General features: G+C 25.3%; 26 protein-coding genes, 7 tRNA genes and 1 pseudogene. 14 read left to right on the top strand and 20 right to left on the bottom strand.

The genetic code is table 4. The features are described from left to right. Positions 1 to 58: 58 nt before the first annotated feature. The 3 genes from I5Q57_RS08340 to I5Q57_RS08330 form a co-directional block, all read right to left on the bottom strand. Positions 59 to 796 (bottom strand): hypothetical protein, encoded by a 738-nt coding sequence (locus tag I5Q57_RS08340; protein WP_215826093.1) that lies wholly within the window; start codon positions 794 to 796, stop codon positions 59 to 61. Positions 797 to 892: 96 nt separating this feature from the next. After that, positions 893 to 967: transfer RNA gene (locus I5Q57_RS08335), tRNA-Trp, on the bottom strand. A 129-nt stretch (positions 968 to 1,096) separates the two neighbouring features. After that, positions 1,097 to 1,783, bottom strand: coding sequence for a hypothetical protein (locus I5Q57_RS08330; RefSeq protein ID WP_215826092.1), 687 nt, complete (start codon positions 1,781 to 1,783; stop codon positions 1,097 to 1,099). A gap of 6 nt (positions 1,784 to 1,789) precedes the next feature. Here I5Q57_RS08330 and I5Q57_RS08325 point away from each other — a divergent pair, with 6 nt between their 5' ends. Beyond that, a complete protein-coding gene (locus I5Q57_RS08325; protein ID WP_215826091.1) occupies positions 1,790 to 2,044 on the top strand; it encodes a hypothetical protein in 255 nt (84 codons plus the stop codon). A gap of 271 nt (positions 2,045 to 2,315) precedes the next feature. Beyond that, the gene (locus I5Q57_RS08320; protein WP_215825554.1) at positions 2,316 to 2,498 is read left to right on the top strand and encodes a hypothetical protein; all 183 of its coding nucleotides are present in this window, start codon (positions 2,316 to 2,318) and stop codon (positions 2,496 to 2,498) included. 594 nt (positions 2,499 to 3,092) lie between these two features. Here the strand turns inward: I5Q57_RS08320 and I5Q57_RS08315 are convergent. From I5Q57_RS08315 to I5Q57_RS08285, 7 genes are all read right to left on the bottom strand, one after another. Further along, the gene (locus I5Q57_RS08315; protein ID WP_215826090.1) at positions 3,093 to 3,254 is read right to left on the bottom strand and encodes a hypothetical protein; all 162 of its coding nucleotides are present in this window, start codon (positions 3,252 to 3,254) and stop codon (positions 3,093 to 3,095) included. Positions 3,255 to 3,345: 91 nt separating this feature from the next. After that, complete coding sequence (locus I5Q57_RS08310; protein ID WP_256444938.1) at positions 3,346 to 3,675, bottom strand: alkaline phosphatase family protein; 330 nt, start codon at positions 3,673 to 3,675, stop codon at positions 3,346 to 3,348. Positions 3,676 to 3,692: 17 nt separating this feature from the next. Then, a complete protein-coding gene (locus I5Q57_RS08305) occupies positions 3,693 to 3,848 on the bottom strand; it encodes a hypothetical protein (RefSeq protein WP_215826089.1) in 156 nt (51 codons plus the stop codon). Between the two features lie 322 nt (positions 3,849 to 4,170). After that, entirely contained in the window at positions 4,171 to 4,485 is a 315-nt protein-coding gene (locus I5Q57_RS08300; RefSeq protein ID WP_215826088.1) for a hypothetical protein, read from the bottom strand. 12 nt (positions 4,486 to 4,497) lie between these two features. Next, positions 4,498 to 4,803, bottom strand: coding sequence for a hypothetical protein (locus tag I5Q57_RS08295; protein ID WP_215826087.1), 306 nt, complete (start codon positions 4,801 to 4,803; stop codon positions 4,498 to 4,500). 296 nt (positions 4,804 to 5,099) lie between these two features. Then, on the bottom strand, positions 5,100 to 6,038 hold the full coding sequence (locus tag I5Q57_RS08290) for a hypothetical protein (protein ID WP_215826086.1): 939 nt from the start codon (positions 6,036 to 6,038) through the stop codon (positions 5,100 to 5,102). A gap of 231 nt (positions 6,039 to 6,269) precedes the next feature. Continuing rightward, positions 6,270 to 7,160: an IS1/IS1595 family N-terminal zinc-binding domain-containing protein gene (locus I5Q57_RS08285; RefSeq protein ID WP_215826085.1), complete on the bottom strand. Its 891-nt coding sequence runs from the start codon at positions 7,158 to 7,160 to the stop codon at positions 6,270 to 6,272. A 398-nt stretch (positions 7,161 to 7,558) separates the two neighbouring features. Between I5Q57_RS08285 and I5Q57_RS08280 the strand changes: the two genes are divergently transcribed. The 8 genes from I5Q57_RS08280 (at position 7,559) to I5Q57_RS08245 (ending at position 11,342) form a co-directional block, all read left to right on the top strand. Further along, complete coding sequence (locus tag I5Q57_RS08280) at positions 7,559 to 7,885, top strand: hypothetical protein (protein WP_215826084.1); 327 nt, start codon at positions 7,559 to 7,561, stop codon at positions 7,883 to 7,885. A gap of 2 nt (positions 7,886 to 7,887) precedes the next feature. Beyond that, positions 7,888 to 8,109, top strand: a complete 222-nt coding sequence (locus I5Q57_RS08275; RefSeq protein WP_215826083.1) for a hypothetical protein — start codon at positions 7,888 to 7,890, stop codon at positions 8,107 to 8,109. Between the two features lie 164 nt (positions 8,110 to 8,273). Beyond that, positions 8,274 to 8,504 carry a hypothetical protein gene (locus tag I5Q57_RS08270; RefSeq protein WP_215826082.1) on the top strand — a complete coding sequence of 77 codons (231 nt, stop codon included), beginning with the start codon at positions 8,274 to 8,276 and terminating at the stop codon, positions 8,502 to 8,504. Positions 8,505 to 8,669: 165 nt separating this feature from the next. Next, on the top strand, positions 8,670 to 8,807 hold the full coding sequence (locus tag I5Q57_RS08265; RefSeq protein ID WP_215826081.1) for a hypothetical protein: 138 nt from the start codon (positions 8,670 to 8,672) through the stop codon (positions 8,805 to 8,807). A gap of 132 nt (positions 8,808 to 8,939) precedes the next feature. Then, entirely contained in the window at positions 8,940 to 9,914 is a 975-nt protein-coding gene (locus I5Q57_RS08260) for a hypothetical protein (protein ID WP_215826080.1), read from the top strand. Between the two features lie 2 nt (positions 9,915 to 9,916). After that, a complete protein-coding gene (locus I5Q57_RS08255) occupies positions 9,917 to 10,165 on the top strand; it encodes a hypothetical protein (RefSeq protein WP_215826079.1) in 249 nt (82 codons plus the stop codon). Positions 10,166 to 10,188: 23 nt separating this feature from the next. Continuing rightward, a complete protein-coding gene (locus I5Q57_RS08250) occupies positions 10,189 to 10,581 on the top strand; it encodes a hypothetical protein (RefSeq protein WP_215826078.1) in 393 nt (130 codons plus the stop codon). Positions 10,582 to 10,847: 266 nt separating this feature from the next. After that, positions 10,848 to 11,342 (top strand): hypothetical protein, encoded by a 495-nt coding sequence (locus I5Q57_RS08245; RefSeq protein WP_215826077.1) that lies wholly within the window; start codon positions 10,848 to 10,850, stop codon positions 11,340 to 11,342. A 236-nt stretch (positions 11,343 to 11,578) separates the two neighbouring features. On the opposite strand, the gene I5Q57_RS08240 is transcribed toward I5Q57_RS08245, so the two are convergent. Together I5Q57_RS08240 and I5Q57_RS08235 are read right to left on the bottom strand one after the other, a co-directional pair. Next, positions 11,579 to 12,031 carry a hypothetical protein gene (locus I5Q57_RS08240; RefSeq protein WP_215826076.1) on the bottom strand — a complete coding sequence of 151 codons (453 nt, stop codon included), beginning with the start codon at positions 12,029 to 12,031 and terminating at the stop codon, positions 11,579 to 11,581. A gap of 275 nt (positions 12,032 to 12,306) precedes the next feature. Continuing rightward, positions 12,307 to 13,206, bottom strand: a complete 900-nt coding sequence (locus tag I5Q57_RS08235; protein ID WP_215826075.1) for an outer membrane protein assembly factor BamB family protein — start codon at positions 13,204 to 13,206, stop codon at positions 12,307 to 12,309. 256 nt (positions 13,207 to 13,462) lie between these two features. Between I5Q57_RS08235 and I5Q57_RS08230 the strand changes: the two genes are divergently transcribed. The 3 genes and pseudogenes from I5Q57_RS08230 to I5Q57_RS09515 form a co-directional block, all read left to right on the top strand. Further along, positions 13,463 to 14,386 (top strand): Mbov_0401 family ICE element transposase-like protein, encoded by a 924-nt coding sequence (locus I5Q57_RS08230; RefSeq protein WP_215826074.1) that lies wholly within the window; start codon positions 13,463 to 13,465, stop codon positions 14,384 to 14,386. Positions 14,387 to 14,664: 278 nt separating this feature from the next. After that, entirely contained in the window at positions 14,665 to 14,847 is a 183-nt protein-coding gene (locus tag I5Q57_RS08225; protein WP_215825990.1) for a hypothetical protein, read from the top strand. Between the two features lie 268 nt (positions 14,848 to 15,115). Then, positions 15,116 to 15,376 (top strand): annotated as a pseudogene (locus I5Q57_RS09515) (IS3 family transposase); the annotation flags it as partial. A gap of 115 nt (positions 15,377 to 15,491) precedes the next feature. Here I5Q57_RS09515 and I5Q57_RS08220 read toward each other — a convergent pair. After that, positions 15,492 to 16,430, bottom strand: coding sequence for a formate/nitrite transporter family protein (locus I5Q57_RS08220; RefSeq protein WP_215826073.1), 939 nt, complete (start codon positions 16,428 to 16,430; stop codon positions 15,492 to 15,494). 203 nt (positions 16,431 to 16,633) lie between these two features. On the opposite strand from I5Q57_RS08220, the gene I5Q57_RS08215 reads away from it, so the two are divergent. Beyond that, positions 16,634 to 17,593 carry an IS1/IS1595 family N-terminal zinc-binding domain-containing protein gene (locus I5Q57_RS08215; RefSeq protein ID WP_215826072.1) on the top strand — a complete coding sequence of 320 codons (960 nt, stop codon included), beginning with the start codon at positions 16,634 to 16,636 and terminating at the stop codon, positions 17,591 to 17,593. Between the two features lie 124 nt (positions 17,594 to 17,717). Here the strand turns inward: I5Q57_RS08215 and I5Q57_RS08210 are convergent. The 7 genes from I5Q57_RS08210 to I5Q57_RS08180 form a co-directional block, all read right to left on the bottom strand. Next, positions 17,718 to 17,806 (bottom strand) — tRNA-Leu (locus I5Q57_RS08210). 5 nt (positions 17,807 to 17,811) lie between these two features. After that, positions 17,812 to 17,887: transfer RNA gene (locus I5Q57_RS08205), tRNA-Lys, on the bottom strand. Positions 17,888 to 17,897: 10 nt separating this feature from the next. Beyond that, positions 17,898 to 17,972: transfer RNA gene (locus I5Q57_RS08200), tRNA-Gln, on the bottom strand. A gap of 6 nt (positions 17,973 to 17,978) precedes the next feature. Continuing rightward, a tRNA-Tyr gene (locus I5Q57_RS08195) sits at positions 17,979 to 18,062 on the bottom strand. A 10-nt stretch (positions 18,063 to 18,072) separates the two neighbouring features. Then, positions 18,073 to 18,148: transfer RNA gene (locus I5Q57_RS08190), tRNA-Thr, on the bottom strand. 3 nt (positions 18,149 to 18,151) lie between these two features. After that, a tRNA-Val gene (locus tag I5Q57_RS08185) sits at positions 18,152 to 18,227 on the bottom strand. A 253-nt stretch (positions 18,228 to 18,480) separates the two neighbouring features. Next, positions 18,481 to 19,860 (bottom strand): Mbov_0401 family ICE element transposase-like protein, encoded by a 1,380-nt coding sequence (locus tag I5Q57_RS08180; RefSeq protein ID WP_215826071.1) that lies wholly within the window; start codon positions 19,858 to 19,860, stop codon positions 18,481 to 18,483. Between the last annotated feature and the right edge of the window lie 607 nt (positions 19,861 to 20,467).

Below are 20,467 nucleotides of genomic sequence, written 5' to 3'. Positions count from 1 at the left end.
AGGGTTGCCATACCAAAATATAGAATTATGAACATCAACATACATAATTCTATATTTTTTATTTATTTACTTTCTTGTGTTTCTTTTCTTCTGCTTTTTCTTTTTCTCTTTGGTGATAAGAATAGTGAGCTGATTCAGCATATCGTAAGATTGGCTTTTCCAGAATTAATATTACACCAAAGGTGATGAGATATTTTACAAAAATGAACCCCCCATAAATGCCATAAAAAATTAGCATTTGTGTTTTTAGTGGTTGCTTGGGTATTTCTTTGATTGGGTCATGAAGAGAAAAATTCTTACATTTATTAATTATTATTATTGGATGAGTATGTGTATGAAAACCTAAAGCATCAGCAGCTCACAATTGAGCATTTACAGCAGCAAATAATGCAGTTGCTAAACAACAAATAAGAATACTGGTGCATTTAGCATAAATGTTTTCTTTGTGAAATAATCTTTTCCATATTCAGTTTAATAGAAAATATAGTCCAATAACGAGGGCATTTAACATCATTCCCATTGCGGCACTAACAACAATATTACCGTGAGCAATGTGGTGGGGAATTATCATATGTAATCAAGGTTTAATTGCACCAATTAGCATTGCAAATCAAGGACCAATTAATGGAATAACTAATAAAATTAGGGTATCACCAATTTCAAAGTTGGCTGCTGGTAAGTTAGGTAAGGGAATAGGAATTTCTAGCATTGATAATGCTAGTGCTAACCCTAATGCCATTGATGAAATGGTAATTTTAAATATAATATGTTTTTCTTTGAGCATATTTTTCTCCATAATCTTAATTGATAATAATTTTTAGTACTAATTATTTATAATAATTATAAATTGGATAATATGTATTGTCAATCAAAATTGGTGTAATTTAATAATTGGCGAGGGTAGTAGGGCTCGAACCCACAACATTTAGTTTTGGAGACTAACGTTCTACCATTGAACTATACCCTCAATGTTATATTCTAATTATAAAGAAGTTTTAGTTAATTTTTTAATTAATCTATATATTTTATTATTGAGTAATTAAAAATTACGCTAAGAATTATATTCTTAGCGTAATGTGACAACATTATTTAAATATTAAGATTTAATGATATTTTTAAGACTTTTAATCTCTTTATTAATTTCATTAATGAATTTTTCGTAATCTTTTATTTGTGTATTGATATTTTCATCATCAATTAATGTTTCTACCTCATAGGTAATGTTAAATCAAAAGCTTTTTTGATAGAAATATTCTTTATGGTTAACATTCCCGGCAGAAAAGAATTCATCTATCGATTGACCTTTGCCTCAGTCTAAATCGCCAGAATAGGCGTTAGTTCAAACATAACCAGTATCCTCATAATTAAGGCTAGCATTTCATGTTACTGTAAAAGCTTTTTGTTGTTGAAAATGATTTTTAATGATGTTTAGTTGTTTAATACCTTGACTAGTTTCTTGACTTCAAATATTTTCATAATGGATAGAATCTTTATTGGTATTATAACCAACATTTACTTCTTTAATTTTAATTGAATCTATTTTGATATTTGGTGCTTTTAATTGAGGGATATTGATATCAATGATTCTTTTTTCGTTGTTACTTTTATAATATATTTGTTTTTCGTTTTCATCATATCAATAGTTAATAAATTCATTTTTTCCGATATTAGTTACTTTCTCATACTTACCTGAATTTTCTTTAAGTTTTTTATTAAGATCAGTAATTATTTTTTCATATGGTATGGCAACCCTTTTTTGGACACTTTTTATGTAGACTGTCATTTTCTAATGTTAAAAGTTGGTAAACGAATAAATACGATGGATTATCGTGATTTATTAATTAAGGAATTACAAAAACATTATGTAAATATTAATTATGACAAAATAATTGTTTGTGGGGGTGGTGATGCTTGAATTAGAGAAATTGCCAATAGTTTTGGTAATGTTAGATATATTTTAGATGGTTATCATGCTATTAAAAAATTAAAACAAACCGCATTTAATATTATTTTTGAAAATCGCAAAGTAACACTAAATAGTTAAATTAAATTATATAAGGATGGAAATCATCAATAATTAATCAAAAACATTCGTAATATTGCTAGAAAATGAATTAAATAAAGATATTAAAAAAAATTTAAGAAAGGCGAGTAATTATTTCAGTAATAATAAGCAAGGTATTCATAATCAAAATTTATAATGAAATATCGGTTGTAGCATTGAAAGTGATGTATCACATTTAATAAAACAACAATTAGGATATGGAGCAAAAATATATAATCATAAGAATTTAAATAACCTATTACATTTAAGAATGGCAAATTTAAACAAATTAAATGTATTACATTACATTAATGAAAGTATTAATTCAGAAATAGAAATCAGAAAAGAAATATATAAAAATTCATTATGAAATAAATATAATAATAAAAATGATGATAGTTGAATTAATTATAAAGGTAATATTGTAACAAATAAATATAATAGATTTAAGTAAGTAAAAATATAAAATTAATATATATTTATTTAAAATTTAATAATAATTAATAATTTTTTTTTAATTTTGTAGAAAAATCTTGATATTTATTGAATATACTTAATTTTAGGTATATTTTTAATATGATAGAGGTGGATAATAATTATGGAAAAAATAATTCAAGAACTAGTAAATATTTTAACAGATGATCAATTTGTAGAATTTTATGAAAAAGTCAAACAACAAGCAGAATTAATAAAAAAACAAAAACGTTTAAATTAAATTGATCAAAAATTTAGAGCACAAGGTATTAAACGCCCTAAATGCGAATCTTACCATTGCGTTAAAAATGTGGTATGGCAACCCTTTTTAGGACACTTTTTATGTAGAATGTCATTTTCTAAATTCATTTGAATATGAGTTTTTCCCCATTTTTATCTTCCTACACCTTCTTAATAATTTTATTTTATTTGAAAGTCCACATAAATATGGTCCAAATTATTGCAACCTATCCAATATATATAAATTAATTAAAAGCAAATAAAATAGTATTCTTTACTAAGAGTACTATTACCAAAATTTTCTATCAGCTTTTAATCAATTACTTTCTAATTATTAATTTTGTAAAATTATTTTAATTGTTAACGCTTTATTAATTTTCTTTTGATATTCTTTAGCAATTTGCAATGCTTTGGGCAAAGAAAAAACCTTATACAATCATTTATCATTATGCATAATTCGAAATAAATTTAAGTCTTTTTGTTCAATAATTAACATTCCGATATCATATCCTCATAATATTCTTGATAACTAATAAATGGTGAATAAATAACTCTTCCTTGTCAATAATCAGGCCTATCCAACTCCATTAATCACGCCAATGTGGCTGTATAATATCATATTGAATAGTTTGTTCTAAAAAATGCCCTGTATTTTTAACACCAGCACCATAAAAGAACACTGGTACTTTAATCTCATAATCATTAAAATTACCGTGACAATCATCACCTTGACCTTTACTACCATGATCAGCAATAAAAACAAATATATTATCTTTCATTTCGGGAATATGACTAATCGTTTCTAAAACCTGTTTAAATCACAAATCAACTTGCATCGCCATTGCTTTAATTTCTATTGTTTGATGACCAATCTTATGTCCAACAGTATCTGGTTCATTAACATAAACAAAAGATAATTCTGGTTTTTTAGCAATTAAATATTGACAATAATCATCTGATTAGGTTTGATGTTATCATTACTACTAATTCAAATAGTTTTCTTAGTTGGTTTTCAAGAATCAATATCTTTAACCATCACATTAATTCAATAATCTAATGAATTAACATCTAAAATATATTGGAATTGCAATCATCGAAAAAATGCTGCTGTTTTCAAATTAATTTGCTTTTTAAATAATGTAAAAATACTAGGGACATTTTTATTATTAACATAATCATAAACACTTTTTGTGTCACCCGTTTCGGAATCTCATTGCGTACGCCCATGAAAATTAGGTGCGGTCCCACATAATAATTATGTTCAGTTAACACTAGACATAATCGGAACAATACTCCGACTATTTAACTAATATGCGCCTTTTTCCATTAACATTTTAAAAGTACTTCCGGCATCATCTTCTAGTAAATATGATCCATAAGCATCCAACCCAAAAATAACAATATACTTAATATTATTCAACATATTTTATTCCTACCTTATGCAAAACCTCATAAATATTAGTCGTTGAAGCTTGAACTAAATCAACACCAATTAAATAAGCAATTATTGATGCAATATCAACATTACTAGTTGGTCTAACAATTTTATGAGTTTTTCCTTGTAAATGACTATCAATTATATTTAAAGGAATAACTAATTCACGCGAATCTAATCCGCCTTGATTCTCAACTCCTTGATGATATCCACCAGATGTTGAAGTAATAATAACTGTTGATTGGAGATTTTTCAAAATCATTTCATTAATAGCAATAACTTTTTCTTGCAATAATGAAGCATACTAATTAGTATTAAAACCTTGTTTAATACCAATATCATACATTTCATCATCGTAAATAGTTAATAGTTGATATTCATTAATATTAACATCAACATAATTAATGGTGTCCTTAAAAATAAACTCATCTAACAAAAATTTTTCCAACATATTTTCAATCATATGAAAATTAGTAATTACACTTAATTTATAATCAGGCTTTTGCTTTTTAATACTATAAAAAATTATTGTATACATATTATCCTTAGTATTCAAAACCGCCGTAACCAAACGATTGTTTTCTCAATTAGTAACCCCGTAAAAATCCAATGGCGCGATGCTGTTGAAAATAAATCATATTTTCTTTTGGTAATGTTTGCTTTAAACTATTAATTTTAGTTGTTAACCCTGCAAGAACTATTAAAATAATATTTGTTCGTGGTTTAACGATCCTCTTAGTTTTTTGATAGAGCATTAAAAGTCTTATTCCTTCTATCTAGTTGCTATTATAACGCAAAAAAAATGAAAGAAAATTAAAAATTAATAATATTATCCCATACCCAAATAAAAACTGCTTCTTAATAAAAATAAGAAGCAGTTTTGAAAATTATTAAATAATAAATTACTTAAAACCGTTGGTGTTGTCTTTTAGTATCAACATTTGATAAATCAATGACTAGCGGTTGATCATCTTTTTGAAGTAATGCTTGAAATACTTGATAAACAATAGTATACATAAAAATTAAATTTATCGTTGCTCCAATATTACTAAAAAATCCACGATTTTCACGACTAAACATTTGACTTAAATAACCAATAGTATTAATTACAAGAACAATAAGCATTTTAAGTAATATAAAAATAATACTAAAACCAATCATTAACTTAGCAAACTGATCATTAAACGACTTTACTGGCACATTTTGTAAAGAATTACTATCTGGTAAATTAACATTTTTTAATTTACTAATTGACAATAAGCCCGCTACCCCAAATAATAAGAATACCCCAGCAACACTTAAAGTAATAACAAAGGGTTGTTTTATATTGACAATTTCACTATTAAGATTTTTTGTCAATAATAAAACAGCAGTAAAAATTATTAACATCGCACCCGATAAAGCAAAAACACTTGATTCATGTAGTGCCATTTTTCTTTTCGCTTTAATACCCGTCTCAATTCTTTTTTGATCTAATGAAAGCAACATAAATTCAGTAAAAAATGTCATATTAAAGAAACTATAAACTAAAATTAATCAACGATGTTTAATAAATTGCTCATCATTAAGTGATATTGCTCATTTAATAATTAAAGCACTATAAATTAATTGCATTGCTCCAATATAAATAATTAATGCCATAACTGGAAAATAACCCTTATTTATAATATCAGTAATTACCGTACGGAAATCATTATCATAGGCTGTTAACTCCGTAATCTCATTTCTTAATGCTGCAATTGTATAAAAAGTAATCATCGTTAACACAAAGAACGCGCCAATAAACACAAAAACATTAGCAAAAATTATAAAAAAACGGCGAAATGCAAAATTAGAATTTCTCATTATAAAAAACCTCCTTCATTTAATTATATCCTATCTTGTTTAAAAAAGAAAAATAAAATATCTTTTAATTTTGTCGAAAAATCTTGATAAAATAAAAAAAAATCATCAACTTGATAATTTTAAAAGGCTTTTATGTAAAATTACTATTTTTACTTTAATTTTTTATACATTAAAATATAATACCGCTGTTTGTTGGTTTGGAGTTAAACCCTTATGTTGGTATTTTCATTTTTAGAGATTTAAATAATTTTGAATATTAGTAAAACCTAAACCATGATAATGAATTAAGGCTTCTTTAAGACTAGATTGTAATTTACTGATTTTATTTAAGTTACGATAACTAGCTTCAGGATTAATTGTTGTTTTAGTTACACATAAAGTAGAATTTGTTTGTTTTGCTACTAAAAAATATAATTTTTGCATATCATAAGTAATAATTGAATTTTGGTTAATTAATTCTTTGTTCATATTTTCAATAACTCATTGTTTTTGTAAACGTTTGGTGCTTGTGGATTTAACATAAATATTGTTATTATTATCAACTGCTATTTGAATACAGCATTTAGTATTAGTTGCGAATGGGTCAAGGCGAATTCTTCGTGGATCAGTTTTATGTTTGAAATTTCCTTTATGAATTTCTTTAATAAATGTTTCATCGATTTGGATTTTACCAGATAATTTTTTAAATTTTAATTGGGTATTTTCTAATTGTTTTGATTTCATTAATTTTTGACGATTATATCAAGCAGTTTTTAATGTAGTTTTAATAAAACGAGAAATTGTTTTACTAGATTGCCCCAGCAATGAAATTTGAATCAATAAATTTCATTGTTCATAATTTAAATGACTTCAATAAATAAAATGATTACGAAAAACGTCAAAACTTGCACGGCAATTTTTACATAAATATTTTTGTTTTCCTTCTGAATTATGTCCATTTTTAACGCAATGGTAAGATTCACATTTAGGTCATTTAATACCTTGTGCTTTAAATTTTTGATCAATTTCATTTAAACGTTTTTGTTTTTTTATTAATTCTGCTTGTTGTTTGACTTTTTCATAAAATTCTAAAAATTGATCATCTGTTAAAGTATTTACTAGTTCTTGAATTATTTTTTCCATAATTATTACCCACCTCTATCATATTAAAAATATACCTAAAATTAAGTATATTCAATAAATATCAAGAGTTTTCTACAAAATTAAAACAAATTTTTTGTTTTAATTTTGTAGAAAACTCTTGATAAAATAAAAAAAATCATCACTTAATACAAATGCACGAAAATACACGCTATTAAATTAGTTCCAAGGGTAGGATGCGGATATTAAAGTGTAGAAATTTCTATATAGGGGATGTGCTAAGTTTAAAATTATTAAAATCTTTATCTAATTAAAAAATAAAATTTAATAACAAAGCTTGTTAAACACTTAAATCTGCGATATTTAAGTGTTTAAAAAACTAAGTTAACTAACAACTTAGTTAATATAACTTAGTTTATTCATAAGAAAGGTAATTTATTATGAAAAACATTGAAAACATTTTCTTAAATACTAAGAAATATCTTTTAAAAGAAACACAAAACGCAATGCTTATTAAAGCGCCAAAAATTCCGTGATTTAATAAACAAATCGGTATTTGGTTTCCAAAGCGATTTGTTTATAAAGGAAAATATGAAAATTCTATTTGCATCGGAATAATAAAAGATAGTAAATATCAAATAATTTCAATTAATAAAAAAGAAAATGAAACCAAGTTAATTAAAGGACAAGAATTATTAGGCTTTTTCATTGCCGAAAAAGAAAACAACAAAAAAGATATAAATTATAACTATTTTAAAGGAGTTTAAAAATGAATATTGCGATTGGAATAATATTTATTATTATCAGCATCATGCTATTGGCATATTTTACTTATAAAATTTATGCCAAAATAAAAATGCGAATTAAATATAAAAATGCCATTAAAAATAATACTGGTAATTTTACAAAAGACGAAAAAGTATTTATTGCTCGCTTTGAAGAATGAGTTAAAGCTCCTAATTCAAAAGACAATAACGCGGATAAAAAATAATGTTTTGAAAAATTATCATGGAATTCTTAGAACTGTTTATTCCGATAGAAAAAATGCCTGCACAAGTTGCGTTTATTGCCGGATTAATTATTATCATTATTTTTCTTTTCGCCTTAATTTCAATTATGTATTTACCAATAAAAATGATTTTTGGGAGATAAAAAATGACAATAAACTTAAAAGAATTTAATTGAGAACAAATTAAACAAACTTTCTGAGATTTATTTATTCAAATTACAACTATTCCAGTTCATATTACTGGTGGCGAAGAAATTAATTTAATCGAAAAACCACTTTGACTTTTAATAGCAAACATTGCTTTTTTATTCTTAACAGCGATTATGGTGTGATTTATTATAATGCTACTTTGAAAAACGATATCAGTATTTAGATAGAAGCAAAAGTAATGTCGCGAAGCTACATTGTGATGCACTCACAAAGAAATTCAAAATTAATTAGAAAAAAATACAATCGTGTTAAGGTTAATCGTGGTTTTAACAAATTTAAGAAAAACTTTGAATATAAATGATGAATGTTTTAAAAAGAAAGGGGGTGATTATATGATTGGAACTTTCTTGGCCGATGCGCCAGCAACAGTAGAAAAAATAACAGCTAGTGACGCGATGACTAAATTATGAAATGCAATTATAACGGCGTTTACTAAAATGTGAGAAATTATTGCTGTTAATATGCCATAAGTCGGTAACTTCTTTGCTGACTACTGAATCTTCATTTTTCCATTTATTTTAGCAATATTCTTTATTTGTTTTAAAATGTTTGAAAAATTACTTGGAGCGGCACGCTAATAAAAAAATAAAGTGATGTGCAAGATGAAATTTTGCAAATGAATAATAGAAAAAAATAACCATTTTATTGAATTAAATCGCACCTCATTTTTAATTTTATGACATTGCGGAGCAATTTGATATATTTACAACGGTTATTTTAAAAACATTGTGAGCTATTTATTTTTAGTGGGTTGTATTTTAATTTTTCTTTTTAAAATCGGTAATTTAACACAAATTAACAAAGTTATTAACTTCTTAAAAAACTCACCATTAAACATCGTTATTGGTTCATTAGGACCTGGAAAAACTGCCTTTCTAGTATACGCATCAAAATTACTAAAAAAGAAGAAATATCATATCGCCTCAACCTTTCCGTTACTAGAAACCCAAAAATTAAGTTTAGGTCATACGGGATTATTAGACTTTGATTATCCGGTATTACCAGACAAAACCTTACTTTTATGAGATGAAACCAATTTATTTCTTGAAGGTACTGATTGAGAAAAAAATAATACCAAAAACGAAGAAACCGGTATCCAAGAATATTTTGCTCTGGCACGCCATTTTGGTCATATTGTGCTGGCCGGCGGTCAAAGAGATAAACATATTTGAGTTAAAGTTCGTGATATTGCCAATAATGTGATTGTGGGAATTCGCAAAAAACCAGTTAATATTTTTCGCCCTTACTTAAAAGTCATCTATGGTACCTTTACGAGCATTGAAGAATATGAACGCTGACGAAACATAAAAATGGCCGACTTTCTCGCCCAAATGCTTTATAAAATTTTTGATTTAATTTGAAGTCTTGAAGTACCGGGAACAAAAATTAAACTAATATTTCCTTTATTCTTAACGCTTGCTGTAGAATTTCTTATGGCAATTATTCTTGGATTTGGTAGTCAACAAGTTAATTTAGAAAAACAACGCCAATATGCGGTTAAAAATAAAGGTCGTTTAAGTGCGTGAGGAAAAGCTAAAAAACAAATAAAACCAATAAAAACAAAACAAGGTAACTAAAAATGTTTAAATTAATTATTATTTTTATCTTAATAACTGTTCTTGGATTATTAGCTGGTAGTCATTTTGAAACTTTAACAAACTATATTAGCGAAGGGCTTGCCAATTTCCAAAAGTTTATTACTAGCAATTTAACAATTTTAGAACTATTTAAACCAATGGCTCAGACATTTTCTCAACATCCAATCTTTACCATTCTTGGCGTCACTTGTGTACTTATTGCTTTATTTATTGTGATTAAAGGACGATAAAAAAACATGAAAGGAGAGTTAAAATGAAAAAACTTTTAGGCAAATTATTTAAAAAAGATAATTCAAAAGAAAAAATGCCATTAAAATTAAGAATTAAAAATTCTTTTAAAAAGCAGTGGTTAAAAATAGTATTAAGTATCATTTTCATTTTTATAAGCTTATTAATTTGTGCATTAACAGTAATCGATACTAAATGAATAACTGGAACAAGCGACGAATTTAATAATTTTATGAATAAACAGATGGTTGATTTCTTTGGCAAGTTCAATAGCGGTATTATGCTCGCAGGAATATTTGTTTTTTGATGAGGCGGAGCAATATATTTTGCAATTAAATTTGAAAAATTAATCCGCTTGATTATTCAGAAAATTAAAGCAAAAAGAGCCTTGAAAAATGAAATCAAACAAACTCATTAATTTTTTAAAAAAATATTGACGAATAATACTTAATTACATTATATTCATATCTTTAATTATAGTTTTATTATTACATACAGATATTGAAAATTTGCAACAATTTATTAAAAATTTTGGAGCAATTGGTAGGTTAATGATTATAGGTTATTCGTTAGTGTGAGTAACCATAATAGAAATAGCAAACTTCTTAATTCGTTTTATATTAAAAAAGATTAAAACTAAAAAGAACAATGAAAAATAAAATATTTTAAAAAGGAGTGATAAAAATGTTTATGAAAATATTTACCGTGTTAATTATTAGTTTCAATAACATTTTTACTATTTCCCAAAACATTAACAATGATGAAATAACAACACAATCACTAATTAGAAATAAAAGAGAAAGTGAAGAAACTTATGAATTAAACTTAAAAAAAGGATTTGTTTACTTAGTAAAAAATAGATGAAAAAAACCTAATACTGATATAAAATGAGATTTATATATACATACACAACAATGACCAATAAATATGCCAAACTGAATAAAAATTGATAAAATATCTCCAATTAACGAAAAGACAATACATAGCATAATAGATAATTACCACGCAAAAAACGAAAATATTCTTGATGAACTTACAAAACTCAACTTTAATATCAAGTATGAAGAAATTGAAAACGGTAATATTCAAAAAAAGGAAATCGTTAATCTAAAAGTGACAATATTAAAAAATTCTACTTGAACACAAATAATAACAAAGATTGAAGGTCAAAACCTTTAATAACCAAATTTAAAAACTGTTATAATTATTACCCAAGAAAGGTGGTTGTCTATGATGACAAGCCCCTTAAATAACTAAAAAACTTTTTCATTTTTTTTATTTTGTCAAAATAAAAAACCAGTAATTAATTAAAATTACTAGTGTGAATATTATTCTTATTTTATCACAATAAATTTATTGTGTTTGTTTCAATTAAAATTATTGTTCTAAATAGCTAATATCGTTTTTATAAAACCTTATACTATAGTAGTAACTGTGTTTGTTCTTACCGGCCCTTCTCTTTCTGATGAAAAAAATGCTTCACCGTTAAATGTTATTTTATCATTGTTTTTATCTATAGTAATTTCATTGGGTAATAAACTATATTTTTTTAAAATTTGCATTACTTCTGTAATTGATAATGTAACTATTTGTTCTTTATTGTTGTCATCAATTATTTTGGCAGTAATATTTCCTGTAATTTTTTGTTTTAAATTTAATATAATTTCAGATTCAATTATTCTTACTGGATAAGTAATTTTTAATTTTTCATTAGGATTGAGTTCAAATTTATAAGTGGGTTCCTTAAAAATACTTAAAATCATTTCTTGTTCTTGTTTATTTGTGTTTGATAAATCAAATTCATTTGATAATACATTAATGATTTCAGAATTTTTATTATTTATATTTGTAAAATCTGTTAATTTCATTTCATCATCAGAATTTATGTTTCAAACATTTAATTTATTTTCTTGTTTTTTTTTAGTTAATCCTGTTGTAATTTGAAATACTAATTTTGATTTTTAATTATATTCACAAGCAGGTACATTAAATGATCTTGTATTTGGGGTTTTATTGATAATTTCTCTATCGGAACATACATTTTTAGGAACATTAGATCATAAAAATGAATTTTCTTGTTTTGTTATTTCAGTATTTGAAAAATTTAAATTATTAGTATCAATATAATTTATTTCCTTAAATTTTAAATTAGATTTTCATCTCTAAACTTAAAAAATATTGCATTTTTAATTAATTCATTTAAATTAATAATTTTATTTTGTTCATTTTTAATTAAATAATATATATTTATAATATCATCATTTAAATTATCTTTTATCTTTACTATAGCGGAATTATTTGTTTTACTAATAATTTCTAATTGTGAAATATCTAAATCAGGATTTAAATAATTTAATTCATTTAAAATTGCATTATCAGAATTATCATTAATTCGCCCTAAATTTGAATCTAAATAGTACTCACTATATTCATAAATATTACCATCTGCCGATCCAAAATATAATTTGTTATTTAACACCACACCAGAAGAAACTAACCTTCATTTTGATTTAATAACGATTTTTTGTTGTTCTGTGGATGGATCATATTCATAAACATTTTTATCTCCTGAACCAAAATATATTTTATTGTTGAAAATTACACCCGAGGATCTTATACTTTGAGAATTATTTGTTGTAATGACAATTTTTTGTTGTCCTGTGGCCGGATCATATTCGTATACTTTGTTGTCTGATGAACCGAAATATACTTTATTATTTAATATTACTCCAGAAGATCAAACTTCTACTTCTGTTATAATAACAATTTTTTGTTGTCCTGTGGCCGGATCATATTCGTATACTTTGTTGTCTGCTGAACCAAAATATACTTTATTATTTAATATTATCCCATCAGATCGAACTATTCCATTTGTTGTAATTACAATCTTTGTTATATTTATTTTATTATTTTCATTATTGCTTCGTTTTTGTCTTTTATAATTTATATTTTCTAATTGCTCTTGTTTTTGATAAGGACTATTGGCAACAATTCCTGACATTCCGCTTCCCGCTATTGTTATTGTACTTAATAAACTAAGCAACTTTTTCATGTTAATCAAATCATTTTCGTGAATTTTTAATAAATTAATAAAATTTACCAAACAATCAACATCCCTTCTCAAATTTTTACAGTCTAATTAATACAAATTAATTATAAACTATCAAATAATAATTTCTATTATTTTTTCAAAATATTGAATACTAATTTTAGAAAGACATTTATCTTTAAAAAAGAAAAAATAAGCATGACTAAATTTAACTTTGTTAAAATTATTCTACCAAGAAAGGTGATTTTTTATGTTAAAAATTAATAATAATGTAAAAACCTTAGAAAACAAGCATTGATTAAGTCTATTTACAACCCATAAAAATATGTACACCAATAAATGTGAACAATTAGCTAATGAATATGAAAAATTAGATGAATACTTATATAAATATCATTATCGATTAAAACAAGGTTATAAAGTAGTTCATTTTGCAACAAGAACAATTATTACAATTTTTGGTGAAGTTATTTTTAAACGACGCCGATATAAATATTGAAATCAAAAATCAGGTAAATTTGAATATGTATGTTTGTTAGATAAAGAAATTGGTTTATTGCCCAAACAACGCATTTATTTTGATGTCCAATTTAAAGTTTTAAGTCTTTTAGGTGATGGCAAACGCTATCGCGATGTTTTAGATGCTCTAAATCATTGTTATATTTCAAAAGCTAGTATTTCGCGTATTTTAAATAAATACGATATTGCTGAATATTTCCAACTAGCAGAAAAAGAGACTAAAACTAGAATTGATGTCAAAAATAAGAATTTATATATTCAGCTAGATGAAACATTTTTAGCGACATTGAATAATAAAGTTAAACAAGACCAAAGAATTCGTTTAGTTACTTTTCATACCGGACATAAAGAAAAAAATTACAAAAATGCTCGTAGAGAATTAGAAAACAAACGAGGTCATTTTCTAATGTTAAAAGTTGGTAAACGAATAAATACCATGGGTTATCGTGATTTATTAATTAAGGAATTACAAAAACATTATGTGAATATTAATTATGACAGAATAATTGTTTGTGGCGATGGTGATACTTGAATTAGAGAAATTGCCAATAGTTTTGGTAATGTTAGATATATTTTAGATGGTTATCATGCTATCAAAAAATTAAAACAAACGGCATTTAATATTATTTTCGAAAATCGTAAAGTAGCACACTAAATATTTGAATTAAATTATATAAGAATGGAAATCATCAAGAATTAATCAAAAACATTCATAATGTTGCTAAAAATGAATTAAATAAAGATATTAAAATAAATTTAAGAAAGGCTAGTAATTATTTCAGTAATAATAAGCAAGGTATTCATAATCAAAATTTAGAATGAAATATTGGTTGTAGCATTGAAAGTGATGTATCACATTTAGTAAAACAACAATTAGGATATGGAGCAAAAATATATAATCATAATAATTTAAATAACCTATTACATTTAAGAATGGCAAATTTAAACAAATTAAATGTATTACATTACATTAATGAAAATATTAATTCAGAAATAGAAATCAGAAAAGAAATATATAAAAATTCATTATGAAATAAATATAATAATAAAAATGATGATAGTTGAATTAATTATAAAGGTAATGCTGTAACAAATAAATATAATAAATTTAAGTAAGTAAAAATATTAGTTAAAATTTAATAAAATTAATAATTTTTGTTGTGTAAAAATTCAATAATATGATAAAATTAAAAAGAATAAAAATGACAATAACAAGAAAGGCAGGGTTAGTTTAGTAATTAAATAATATAATTAGCTGATTGTTTTACTTCTTCAAAACAATATCTAAGAAAACTAAACGCGACCATGCACGAAAATAAACTTTTACAAACCCATTGGATAGGTTACAATAAGTTGGACCATATTTATGTGGACTTTCAAATAAAATAAAATTATTGATGAAATTTTAAGCACTTTTAAAATTAAAAGATCATTAAGCAATAAGGGGTGTCCTTATGATAATGCTGTTGCTGAAACAACTTACAAAACCTTTAAAACGGAATTTATTGAGGGTAAAAAATTTGAAAATTTAACATAATTAAAATACGAATTATTTGATTTTGTTAATTGATATAACAACATTCGAATTCACGGCAGCCTAAATTATTTAACGCCTGTTGAATTTAGAAAATGACAGTCTACATAAAAAGTGTCCTAAAAAGGGTCGCCATACCACATCAATGTGCAGGTGATGGTATCATATAATAATAAAATGAACCACGGAGTAATCCGTGGTTCATTTTCATTCTACTTAATTAATACTATAATTTAGTTCCTTTAAATTTTCCAGCAGCGATTTCTGCATTAATTCGTTTTTTAAATACTAATAAATAAACCATTGGTAATACCACACTACCACCAATAAAATTACCTAACAATGTTGGTAGCATATTCATTATTGAAAATGTTCCAAAATCTTGACCAACCATACCATTATTTAAAAATAAACCAGTCATTCAAACATAAGCATTAGCAACAATATGTTGAAAACCAGAAATTCCAAATGCTAAAATTACAAAGAAGCATAATAATACCTTAGTTGCTGAATTTTTAACAGACATATTCATTCAGAACAACCCCACAATTAAAATATTACAATAAATGCCACTAACAAAATTTTTTAAAAAAACTGTCCAATTAAGATTACTCGGACTAGAACCGATTTTCTTATCATAAATATACTTAAAAGCATTATAAAACTCAGAATCAACTTTCATATGTCCCATTAAATAAGTTGATATCGCAACAATTAATGCTCCTAAACAATTACCAACTAATACTAAAGATAAATTTACAAGCATGCGACGCAGTTTTGCTTCTCTTTTAACTATTGGTAATAATGTCAATGAATTAGAAGTAAACAATGTCCCCCCAATAAAAATAACCATTAATATTGCTGGCGTAAAAGTTAGTCCTGTAATTAAAGCAATCATACCAGAAGGCATCCCATTAGGTTTTAAATTTCCATTACCGTCTTTAATAATAAATCCTGATAAAGCAACAATAACAATAACATAAGCAATTGCCACAAAAAAACCTGCCATAATGCCAAATAGAAATGTCTTATATCACGGATCGCGTAATTTTTGAAAAGCATATTCAAATACTTCAACAAATGTCTCTTCATGTGAAATATGATCTTTAATAAGGACGGCATTACTATCATCAAAACTATGTAATTGTTTTTCTTTTGAACTCATTTATTAATCTCCTTTGAAGCTCATATTAAAAAATAAATAAATATTTTCAATTATTTATATTATGTAATAAATGATTAAAAATTACAAGAAAAACAAAATAAAAAAAGCAGAATATTCTTTTAATTTTGTAGAAAAATCTTCATATTTATTGAATATACTTAATTTTAGGTATATTTTTAATATGATAGGGGCGGATAATAATTATGGAAAAAATAATTCAAGAACTAGTAAATACTTTAACAGATGATCAATTTTTAGAATTTTATGAAAAAGTAAAACAACAAGCAGAATTAATAAAAAAACAAAAACGTTTAAATGAAATTGATCAAAAATTTAGAGCACAAGGTATTAAATGCCCTAAATGTGAATCTTGCCATTGCGTTAAAAATGGACATAATTCAGAAGGAAAACAAAAATATTTATGTAAAAATTGTCATGCAAGTTTCGACGCTTTCCGTAATCATTTTATTTATTGAAGTCATTTAAATTATGAACAATGAAATTTATTGATTCAAATTTCATTGCTGGGGCAATCTAGTAAAACAATTTCTCGTTTTATTAAAAATACATTAAAAACTGCTTGATATAATCGTCAAAAATTAATGAAATCAAAACAATTAGAAAATACCCAATTAAAATTTAAAAAATTATCTGGTAAAATCCAAATCGATGAAACATTTATTAAAGAAATTCATAAAGGAAATTTCGAACATAAAACTGATCCACGAAGAATTCACCTTGACCCATTCGCAACTAATACTAAATGCTGTATTCAAATGGCAGTTGATAATAATAACAATATTTATGTTAAATCCACAAACACCAAACGTTTACAAAAACAATGAGTTATTGAAAATATGAACAAAGAATTAATTAACCAAAATTCAATTATTACTTCTGATATGCAAAAATTATATTTTTTAGTAGCAAAAAAAACAAATTCTACTTTATGTGTAACTAAAACAACAATTAATCCTGAAGCTAATTATCGCAACTTAAATAAAATCAGTAAATTACAATCTAGTCTTAAAGAAACCTTAATTCATTATCATGGTTTAGGTTTTACAAATATTCAAAATTATTTAAATATCTGAAAATGAAAATACCAACATAAGGGTTTAACTCCAAACCAACAAACAGCGGTATTATATTTTAATGTATAAAAAATTAAAGTAAAAATAGTAATTTTACATAAAAGCCTTTTAAAATTATCAAGTTGATGATTTTTTTTATTTTATCAAGAGTTTTCGACAAAATTAAAAGAATATTCTGCTTTAAATTTCTTTATGGTACCTAAGGTCGGACTCGAACCGACACAAACTTTAACATTTACTGGAGCTTAAATCCAGCGTGTCTACCAATTCCACCACTTAGGCATTAATGGTACCCCGTGCAAGGATCGAACTTGCGACCCTCTGGTTAAAAGCCAGATGCTCTACCAACTGAGCTAACGGAGCATATTAAATTTGGCTGGGGAGGGCGGATTTGAACCACCGCATCAAGGAGTCAAAGTCCTTTGCCTTACCACTTGGCTACACCCCAACATTATGGTGGAGGGAGAGGGATTCGAACCCCCGAACCCTAAGGAGTTGGTTTACAGCCAACCGTGTTTAGCCACTTCACTACCCCTCCAAATAATTAATGGTGCTGGCTATAGGAATTGAACCTACGACCTACCGCTTACAAGGCGGTTGCTCTGCCTGCTGAGCTAAGCCAGCAAATGGTGGGTTGTGACGGGATTGAACCGCCGACCGCTCGCTTGTAAGGCGAGTGCTCTCCCAGCTGAGCTAACAACCCATTTAATTTATGACTTTATAATAATATAAAAAAACATTCTCATTGTCAATTATTTTTTTAATTTGGTCGCGTTTAGTTTTCTTAGGTATTGCTTTGAAGAAGTAAAACAATCAGCTAATTATATTATTTAATTATTAAACTAACCCCACCTTTCTTGTTATTGTCATTTTTATTCTTTACTATTTTATCATATTATTGAATTTTTACACAATGAAAAATTATTAATTTTATTAATTTTAACTAATATTTTCACTTACTTAAATCTATTATATTTATTTGTTACAGCATTACCTTTATAATTAATTCAACTATCATCATTTCTATTATATTTATTTCATAATGAATTTTTATATATTTCTTTTCTGATTTCTATTTCTGAATTAATATTTTCATTAATATAATGTAATACATTTAATTTGTTTAAATTTGCCATTTTTAAATGTAGTAGATTATTTAAATTATTATGATTATATATTTTTGCCCCATATCCTAATTGTTGTTTTACTAAATGCGATACATCACTTTCAATGCTACAACCAATATTTCATTCTAAATTTTGATGATGAATGCCATGCTTATTATTACTGAAATAACTACTTGCCTTCCTTAAATTTGTTTTAATATCTTTATTTAATTCATTTTTAGCAATATTACGAATGGTTTTGATTAATTCTTGATGATTGCCATCCTTATATAATTTAATTCAACTATTTAATGTTACTTTACGATTTTCAAAAATAATATTAAATGCCATTTGTTTTAATTTTTTAATAGCGTGATAACCATCTAAAATATATCTAACATTACCAAAACTATTGGCAATTTCTCTAATTCAAGTAGCACCATCGCCACAAACAATTATTTTGTCATAATTAATATTCACATAATGTTTTTGTAATTCTCTAATTAATAAATCACGATAATCCATCGTATTTATTCGTTTACCAACTTTTAACATTAGAAAATGACCTCGTTTGTTTTCTAATTCTCTACGAGCATTTTTGTAATTTTTTTCTTTATGTCCGGCATGAAAAGTAACTAAACGAATTCTTTGATCTTGTTTAACTTTATGATCTAATGTTGCTAAAAATGTTTCATCTGGCTGAATATATAAATCCTTATTTTTGACATCAATTCTATTTTTAGTTTCTTTTTCTGCTAGTTGAAAATATTCAGCAATATCGTATTTATTTAAAATATTTGAAATACTACCTTTTGAAATATAACAATGATTTAGAGCATCTAAAACATCGCGATACCGTTTACCGTCACCTAAAAGACTTAAAACTTTAAATTGGACATCAAAATAAATGCGTTGTTTTGGTAATAGACTAATTTCTTTATCTAACAAACATACATATTCAAATTTACCTAATTTTTGATTTCAATATTTATATCGGCGTCGTTTAAAAGTAACATCACCAAAAATTGTAATAATTGTTCTTGAATAAAAATGAACTACTTTATAACCTTGTTTTAAGCGATAATAATATTTATATAAGTATTCATCTAATTTTTCATATTCATTAGCTAATTGCTCGCATTTATTGGTGTACATATTTTTATGGGTTGTAAATAAACTTAATCAATGCTTGTTTTCTAAGGTTTTTACATTATTATTAGTTTCTAACATAAAAAATCGCCTTTCTTGATAGTAATTTTAACAAAGTTAAATTTCGTTAGTTTATTTTTGGGCGCATAAAGTTTTGTTAGGTAGGAAAAGGTTTAAATAAGTATTAAGACAGTCAGCAATGATTGTCTTTTTATTTTATAAGGTGTTAAAAATTTGTTCTTTGAAAATTAAATACAAGTGAATTAATAATGTTGGTATGTATTAAAGCACGATAAATTGTGGGTGGTCGCCATAACCAAAAGAAGTTTACCAGTTGATAGATAACACCCTATTAGCTATAGCAATTTGTTTTGTTTTGCAATAAAAAAATGAATGGGTGGATTTCCTAAAAATATACACGCTATTAAATTGGTTCCAAGGGTAGGGTGCGGATATTAAAGTGTAGAAATTTCTATATAGGGGTATGTTAAGTTTAAAATTATTAAAATCTTTATCTAATAATAATAAAAAAAAACAAAATTTACTAACAAAGCTTGTTAAACACTTAAATCTGCGATATATAAGTGTTTAAAAAACTAAGTTAACTAACTTATTTAATATAACTTAGTTTATTCATAAGAAAGGTAATTTATTATAAAAAACATTGAAAACATTTTCTTAAATACTA

The sequence above is a fragment of the Spiroplasma endosymbiont of 'Nebria riversi' genome, from assembly GCF_018831625.1.
GTDB lineage: Bacteria > Bacillota_I > Bacilli_A > Mycoplasmatales > Nriv7 > Nriv7.
Note: the sequence above shows the minus strand (reverse complement) of the source record. Positions and strands in the feature narration are given on the sequence as shown.